General features: G+C 61.4%; 8 protein-coding genes and 1 tRNA gene. 4 read left to right on the top strand and 5 right to left on the bottom strand.

The features are described 5' to 3' along the window. Positions 1-329: 329 nt before the first annotated feature. Positions 330-701, bottom strand: coding sequence for a DUF3175 domain-containing protein (locus XI06_RS18750; RefSeq protein ID WP_271606113.1), 372 nt, complete (start codon positions 699-701; stop codon positions 330-332). 129 nt (positions 702-830) lie between these two features. Here XI06_RS18750 and XI06_RS18745 point away from each other — a divergent pair, with 129 nt between their 5' ends. The 3 genes from XI06_RS18745 to XI06_RS18735 all read left to right on the top strand — a co-directional run bounded on the left by XI06_RS18745 (position 831) and on the right by XI06_RS18735 (position 4,823). Beyond that, a complete protein-coding gene (locus XI06_RS18745) occupies positions 831-2,318 on the top strand; it encodes an MFS transporter (protein ID WP_237864287.1) in 1,488 nt (495 codons plus the stop codon). 3 nt (positions 2,319-2,321) lie between these two features. Further along, complete coding sequence (otsB, locus tag XI06_RS18740; RefSeq protein WP_237864286.1) at positions 2,322-3,143, top strand: trehalose-phosphatase; 822 nt, start codon at positions 2,322-2,324, stop codon at positions 3,141-3,143. Between the two features lie 225 nt (positions 3,144-3,368). Next, on the top strand, positions 3,369-4,823 hold the full coding sequence (locus XI06_RS18735) for a trehalose-6-phosphate synthase (protein WP_271606112.1): 1,455 nt from the start codon (positions 3,369-3,371) through the stop codon (positions 4,821-4,823). Positions 4,824-4,875: 52 nt separating this feature from the next. Here the strand turns inward: XI06_RS18735 and XI06_RS18730 are convergent, their stop codons facing one another. Continuing rightward, positions 4,876-5,217 (bottom strand): hypothetical protein, encoded by a 342-nt coding sequence (locus tag XI06_RS18730; protein ID WP_271606111.1) that lies wholly within the window; start codon positions 5,215-5,217, stop codon positions 4,876-4,878. 195 nt (positions 5,218-5,412) lie between these two features. On the opposite strand from XI06_RS18730, the gene XI06_RS18725 reads away from it, so the two are divergent. Beyond that, positions 5,413-5,502 (top strand) — tRNA-Ser (locus tag XI06_RS18725). Between the two features lie 177 nt (positions 5,503-5,679). On the opposite strand, the gene XI06_RS18720 is transcribed toward XI06_RS18725, so the two are convergent. The 3 genes from XI06_RS18720 to XI06_RS18710 form a co-directional block, all read right to left on the bottom strand. Further along, positions 5,680-5,913, bottom strand: coding sequence for a hypothetical protein (locus tag XI06_RS18720; RefSeq protein ID WP_237864264.1), 234 nt, complete (start codon positions 5,911-5,913; stop codon positions 5,680-5,682). Between the two features lie 537 nt (positions 5,914-6,450). Further along, entirely contained in the window at positions 6,451-6,723 is a 273-nt protein-coding gene (locus tag XI06_RS18715; protein ID WP_237864263.1) for a DUF5985 family protein, read from the bottom strand. After that, positions 6,723-6,980 carry a DUF5985 family protein gene (locus tag XI06_RS18710; protein WP_237864262.1) on the bottom strand — a complete coding sequence of 86 codons (258 nt, stop codon included), beginning with the start codon at positions 6,978-6,980 and terminating at the stop codon, positions 6,723-6,725. The genes XI06_RS18715 and XI06_RS18710 overlap by 1 nt, the downstream gene beginning before the upstream one ends. Positions 6,981-6,985: the final 5 nt, after the last annotated feature.

The following is a 6,985-nucleotide window of genomic DNA, read 5'->3' as shown; positions in this document are numbered from 1 at the left end:
GGCGACCGACATCGGCCAGGTCAACCGTGGCGCCGCCGAAACCGGTTCAGCCTCGGAAGAGGTGCTGAACTCGGCAAAGACGCTGTCGTCCGAAAGCACCCGCCTGCGCGCCGAGCTCGACCGCTTCATGGCGAATATCAGGGCGGCGTAACTTCGCTACATCTGAAGTCCGCGCCGTTGCATCACCCTCCGCTATCGTCCCGGACAAGCGCGCCTCAAGCGCGCGCCGATCCGGGACCCATAACCACCGAACTGCACTGTTGCACGAGCTGGCAACTCCGAGTCGTCGCGAAGCCATTGCTGCGGAGTGTGGTTCCCGGATCGGCGCTTCACTCCTTCCCGAACGCCCGCTTCAGCTCCACCTTCGCCCTCTCCAGGCGCTCACGCTGAGTCTTAGGCAAAGTCTTGCCGGCGCGATTGATGTAGAAACTCAGCATCGACAGTGCGGAGCGATAAGCGCCGGTCTTGCGGCGCGCGCTGTGCTCGGCCGAGCGCTTCAGCGACGCTGCGATCTTCTTCGGACTTGAGAGTTTGAACACGCCGCGCTTAAGGTCGAGCGCATCACTCTCTTTCGTCACTCGCTGCGACCACCGCTTTGGCGAGGCGCGCTTTGTGCTCTTGCGGGCGGCGCCGCGCCTCGCGCTGGTGTTCTTGCGTGCCGTCGTTTTGCGCGAATGTGTCGTCTTTCTGACATGAGCCATGCATCAACTCCTTGCGGCTGCAGCGAAAACGGCCGGCATTCGACGGGGTTCCTCAGGGAACCGGCAGATGCTGCAGACGTTGTCGCGGGTGGCAGGCAGAATGCCGCACCCCCAAGACCCAGCAGCCCCATGGACTTGCAGCAAAGCGCAGCGCTGAATGATGGACCTGCAGTCTCGGCGGCGGCCGCAACTGATCGCATCGTCGAGACCAGCATTCCTGCGCGGCTCGATGCGCTTCCCTGGAGCGGCTTTCACACGCGTGTCGTGCTGGCACTCGGCATCACCTGGATTCTCGACGGGCTCGAGGTGACACTCGCAGGGGCGCTGTCGGGCGCGCTGAAACAGAGCCCGACGCTGCGCTTCTCCAATCTCGATCTCGGCGTCGCCAACTCCGCTTATCTCGCCGGCGCCGTGCTCGGCGCGCTCGGGTTTGGTTGGCTAACTGACCGCATCGGCCGCAAGAAGCTGTTCTTCATTACGCTCGCACTCTATCTTTCCGCGACGGCCGCGACCGCGCTATCGTGGAATATCGCAAGCTACGCGCTGTTTCGCTTTCTGACCGGTGCCGGCATCGGCGGCGAATACACCGCGATCAATTCGACCATCCAGGAACTGGTGCCCGCGCGCTATCGCGGCTGGACTGATCTGGTCATCAACGGCAGCTTCTGGATCGGCGCGGCGATGGGTGCCGTGGCAGCCATCGTGCTGCTTGACCCCGCGGTGATCGGTCCCGATCTCGGCTGGCGTCTCGCCTATCTCATTGGCGCCACCATTGGCCTCGTCGTGCTGCTGATGCGGATGTGGATCCCGGAAAGCCCGCGCTGGCTGATGATCCATGGCCGCCCCGACCATGCGCACGAGATCGTCGACGGCATCGAGCGCTCGGTGATCGGGCATGATCAGGAGGCGAGCCGCGAGAGTTTCCCCAAGCTGCGACTGAAGATGCGCGATCACACCCCGATCAGCGAAGTCGCGCAGACCCTGTTCGGCACCTATCGCCAGCGCGCGCTGGTTGGCCTGATGCTGATGGTTGCGCAGGCGTTCTTCTACAATGCGATCTTCTTCACTTTCGCGCTCGTGCTGACTGATTTCTACGACATCCGCGCCGATCACGTCGGCTGGTACCTGCTGCCGTTCGCGGCCGGCAATTTCCTCGGCCCGCTCCTGCTCGGTCGTCTGTTCGACACGCTCGGCCGCCGAGCCATGATCATGTTCACCTATGGCGTCTCCGGCCTGCTGCTGGCGGTTTCGGGCTATTTGTTCTCGATCGGCGCGTTGAGCGCGCAGGGACAGACCATCGCCTGGATGGTGATATTCTTCTTTGCCTCGCCCGCGGCGAGCGCGGCCTATCTCACCGTCAGCGAGACTTTTCCGCTGGAAGTCCGCGCACTGGCGATTGCAGTGTTTTATGCGGTGGGCACCGGCATCGGCGGTGTCATCGGTCCCGCGCTGTTCGGCGCGCTGATCGATACGGGATCACGCAACAGCGTGTTCGCCGGCTATTTGCTGGGGGCATTCCTGATGATCGCGGCCGCGATCGTGGCATGGCGCTACGCCATTTCCGCGGAGCGCAAATCGCTCGAACAAATCGCGCGGCCGCTCGCTTCCATGGAGTAGACTATGACATCTGAACTTGCTGAACTGGACCAGAAGCGCGCCATGCCTGACGAAGAAGCGCCCGACGCCGTACCTGTGCCGCATGCGCTCGTGCCGCATCTCGGCGAGACCGCGATCCTGCTCGACATCGACGGCACGCTGCTGGATCTGATGCCGACGCCGCGTGAGGTGTGGGTGCCGCCAGGCCTGTCGGAGACGCTGAATCGCCTGACGGAACGCACATCCGGCGCACTGGCTATGGTCAGCGGCCGCTCGCTCAACGACATCGACCTGATCTTCGCGCCCGACGTGTTTCGCGCCGTGGCCGGCCACGGCGCGGAGATGCGGCTGTCGGTGGACAACGAGGCCGACGATGTGCACGCGCCGCCGATGGACAAGGAGCTGAAGCGGCGCCTGGCTGCGATCGCAAAGCTGAGCCCCGGTATCCTGCTCGAGGACAAGGGCTATTCGCTGGCGCTGCATTATCGCCTCGCGCCGCATGCGGAGAAGGCGATCTATGAAGCCGTCTCGCTGATCCGCGCCGATCTGCCTAATGCGCCGATCGAGGTGCTGCCCGGCAAGTTCGTCTGCGAAATCAAGCATTCCGGCTTCACCAAGGCGACCGGCGTGCGCGAACTGATGAAGCATGAACCGTTCAGGGGACGCCGCCCGATCTTCATCGGCGACGATGTCACCGACGAAACCGTGTTCGCAATCATGCCGGACATGAACGGACTCTCTTTCTCGGTGGGTCGTCGTGCCATCGGCGTCAACGGTCACTTCGATGCGCCGAACGACGTGCGGGCATTCCTTGCGCGTCTGCTCGACGACACAAGGCTGGAGTAAGGCAGCGTCACGCGAGAGCCGTATTGTCGCGCGCGCTGTTCCATAGCGCGCGCTGCTTCTGCTGACGAAAATCGCCCTTTCCCAAATGAAAACGCCGGGTTCCCTCGAAGTAAACGGGTTCCAACGCGCACGCCTGACTTTGGTTTCATTTCGTAGAAATGATGACAGGAACCATATTGATGAACGGCAGTTAAACGGGGTGGAATGAACAGGAGGGGACGACCTGTGAACTTAGTTGTCGTTTCAAATCGAGTTGCGCGCGGCAAACCCAACGAGCCCATGACGGGCGGCCTCGCAGCGGCATTGCTTCCCGTTGTCGAGCATTCGGGCGCTATCTGGGTTGGCTCCTCCGGCCGCGTGCGAGACGGCCATCAGAAAGAGCCATTCGCAGAGATTGAGGCGCTGGGCTCGGGCGCGATCGCAACGCTGGACCTGCCGGCGGCGCATTATGGCGGCTATTACGAAGGTTTCGCCAATTCGGCCTTGTGGCCGGCGCTGCATTCGCGCAGCGATCTGATCCGCGTCTCGCGCGACGACTATGTCAGCTATCGCGAGGTCAACGCGTTCATGGCGCGGGCCCTGATGCGCTTTCGCAAGAACAAGACGGCGTTCTGGGTGCAGGACTATCATTTCCTCGCGCTCGGCGCGGAGTTGCGCGATCTCGGCGTCGATGATCCCATCGGCTTCTTCCTGCACACGCCGTGGCCGGTCGTTGCGGTAATGCAAGGCGTGCCCAATCATCGCGAACTGATCACGGCGATGCTGGCGTATGATCTGCTCGGCTTTCAGACCGAGGGTGATTGCCAGAATTTTCTCGGCTATGCTGGCGGCGAGCTCGGCCTCATCATCGAGGACGGCGTCGTGCTCTCGCAGTACGGCCGCACACGCTGCGAGGTGTTTCCGATCGGCATCGATGCGGAGAAATTCGCAGCCTATGCCGCGAAATCGGCCTCGCATCCTGACGTCTCGCGTCTGCGCCGCAGCCTCAACGGCGAGCGGCTCGCGATTGGCGTCGACCGGCTCGACTATTCCAAGGGGCTGGTCAACCGCATCAGCGCGTTCGACCGGCTCTGGACGGAGCAGCCGCAGTTTGCGCGCAGCATCTCGCTGCTCCAGATCGCCAATCCATCGCGCGGCGGCATTGAAGCGTATGGCAATCTCCAGAACGAGGTCGCCCGCCTTGTCACCGACGTCAATGGTCGCCATGGCGAGGTCGACTGGACGCCGATCCGCTATCTCAACAAGGGCTTTAGCCAGGCCGTGCTTGCCGGCCTCTACCGTACCGCGCAGGTCGGCGTGGTGACGCCGCTGCATGACGGCATGAATCTTGTCGCCAAGGAATATGTCGCCGCGCAGAATCCGGCCGATCCCGGCGTGCTGGTGCTGTCGAAATTCGCCGGTGCCGCCAACGAGCTCGAGACCGCGCTGCTGGTCAATCCTCACGACATTGACGGCATGGCGCGTGCGATCGCGGTCGCCGCGGCGATGCCGCTTACCGAGCGCAAGATGCGCTGGGATGCGATGATGAAGAAATTGCGTGGCCACACCATCCAGCAATGGTCGTCCGATTTCGTTGCCGAGTTGGAGAAGTGCCGCACCGAGAAGGTGGCAGCCGCGGCGCAACCGCCGCAAGCGCTACGTTGGCTGAAATCTGCGATCTCGGGTGTGCGGTTGATCTAAGAGAGCTTGATCGATCTTGCCGCCGCCCGCGCGCGGGGAGGGCAAGCGGGCCTCAATAGCAATACGACACGCCGTCCAGGATCGCGCATTGCCGCTTGTTAGGCGCGTTCGGATCATCCATCGGCACCACGCCCTTGCCCTGGCCGACAAACACGCCGGGCCCGACATGTACTGAGCTCTTGTTGCCGATGATAACGCTCTGGTGGGGCGTCGAGCTGGAGCGGGTTCCGTCCGGCCAGAGGATGGTATCTCCAGAGAGCACACCGCGCCGCCCGTCGTCGCAGGTCACATCGACGCCCTGCCTGCTGCAGGCCTGCGCCTTGGCGGACCCGGAGAAGGCGACGCCAAGGGCCGAAATCAGGCCGAGCATGGCGATGGTTTTGCGGATGGTCATGGGGTCCCCGGGTGTGTTTGGCGGTTTCAAGGGAATCGTCGCACCAAACCCGCGCCTGGTTCAACCTGAGGAGGTTCCAGGCGATCGCGCGGCGCGATATATTCTCTCGCAAAAACAATAAGTTGCGGAAAAATCCTCCGATTGCCCCGCGATCTCTTGCAAAATCACCGGCGCCCCTTCAAGAGAGGGCGCTCCGGAGAGATGGCCGAGTGGCTTAAGGCGCACGCTTGGAAAGCGTGTGTGCGGGAAACCGTACCGTGGGTTCGAATCCCACTCTCTCCGCCATTTGCTCGATCTTATGCGCCAAACTACGATTTCTCGCGCTCGGCTAACTGTGCTGAGTGCGTGCTAATGGTTATCATACGAATTTTATGTGATGATCTCCGTTGCGGTCCTTGCTGCTCTGTTTTCACGCCGATGACGAACAGTCCTCATGAGATGTCGTTTGCCGGCGCATCTTGATCAGACGTCCAGCGCCTCTTGGATTGCTTCATATATGTCGTCCGCCGTCCCTTCGATCTTGCAATCGGCCCAGGCTTGGTAGGCCCGGGCATAAACCAGCTTTTCGGCATCCGGATCGCTCATCGAGACAGTCTCGTCACCGGATTCGCTCAAAGTAAGTGCCTTCACTTCCATGGCGATCGCGGTGATTAACCTCACGCGACCATCATGCTCGTCGAAAACATTCGCGGCCATGAGCGCCTCTCCCCGTTCTACCTGACGAATTACTGCAGATGATGCGCACCGAAAATTATCGGCGCCAGCTCATTCGTACATTTGCAAACTACGACCGCGGCTCGTGCGGTTGTCCCTTTGGCCGCTCTCTCTTGCATATGAAGCAGACCGAGCGTGTTACCTGAACTCCGTTGATGGCTAAGCGTTCGTGGACGTGCGGAGTCCTCGTCGTACAGAACTCGCAATATGCGCGCGGCAACCGCAATGCAATTTCTCTTGAAGTGTCCAAGAATCGCCCCCGCGCACAACAATTCACTTCGCTCACACTCAGGGCAACTTTGAAAGACGGCCGATTCGCGGGGCCGTACGTTTTCGTACCGAGTTTGTACGCGACGGTCGTTCGGCAACGCAAAGCACGGACGCTTGCTGCGGCAAGACCAGGCGAGCGGCCAGTGTGACCGGACGCGTCCCGTCTGGAAGAATCGATCGGCACGATACTGAAAATCGGTACCCGGCATGTCGACGACGCCAAGCGATCCGGCAGCCAGCGCGTCTGCTTCATGGACCGTTGCGCTCCGCGTTCTTTCCGATGATGGCTGTCACAATAAGTCCGAACATCACCAGACGCGGCAAGAAGTACATGGGCTCCGTCGTATCGGAAACCTGGCTCGTTCCCAGCGCGAAGCGCGATATGGCATCGATGGTAAAAGCCGCCGCGAAAATCAGAAAGAACCTATCCCGCGTCCGTCGCCAAAACTTCAGAAAGAACAGAGCGACAGCCAGAGAGGCCATCGAGGCGGCGCCTGAGAGAACGCCGGCGAGGTGTGTCATCAACGCTCCTCCCAGATCAACCCATACAGCAGGATGAGCGTTGCCAGCAGGCCGATCGATATCCTGAGGACTGAAAGATCAGTCGTGGGAAATATCAGCTTGTCCGCCCACAGTGCCATGTTGTTCAGTGCAAGACCCCCGAAGCAGATCGAACTCCACAGCAGAAGCCTGGAGCGCGTCCGCAGATACGCGCGAATCAGCAACCAAGCACACAACGCCCCGGTGATCGCACACAAGCTGTATATCACCGCGGCCATAGCTT

It is taken from the genome of Bradyrhizobium sp. CCBAU 11434, assembly GCF_028128895.1.
GTDB lineage: Bacteria > Pseudomonadota > Alphaproteobacteria > Rhizobiales > Xanthobacteraceae > Bradyrhizobium > Bradyrhizobium zhengyangense.
This window is presented reverse-complemented; position numbering and strand designations above follow the sequence as displayed.

Excerpts from the sequence above, each read along its gene's own strand:
- XI06_RS18750 (WP_271606113.1), bottom strand. The coding sequence starts at position 701 with ATGGCTCATGTCAGAAAGACGACACATTCGCGCAAAACGACGGCACGC.
- XI06_RS18745 (WP_237864287.1), top strand. The coding sequence starts at position 831 with ATGGACTTGCAGCAAAGCGCAGCGCTGAATGATGGACCTGCAGTCTCG.
- otsB (WP_237864286.1), top strand. The coding sequence starts at position 2,322 with ATGACATCTGAACTTGCTGAACTGGACCAGAAGCGCGCCATGCCTGAC.
- XI06_RS18730 (WP_271606111.1), bottom strand. The coding sequence starts at position 5,217 with ATGACCATCCGCAAAACCATCGCCATGCTCGGCCTGATTTCGGCCCTT.
- XI06_RS18720 (WP_237864264.1), bottom strand. The coding sequence starts at position 5,913 with ATGGCCGCGAATGTTTTCGACGAGCATGATGGTCGCGTGAGGTTAATC.
- XI06_RS18715 (WP_237864263.1), bottom strand. The coding sequence starts at position 6,723 with ATGACACACCTCGCCGGCGTTCTCTCAGGCGCCGCCTCGATGGCCTCT.
- XI06_RS18710 (WP_237864262.1), bottom strand. The coding sequence starts at position 6,980 with ATGGCCGCGGTGATATACAGCTTGTGTGCGATCACCGGGGCGTTGTGT.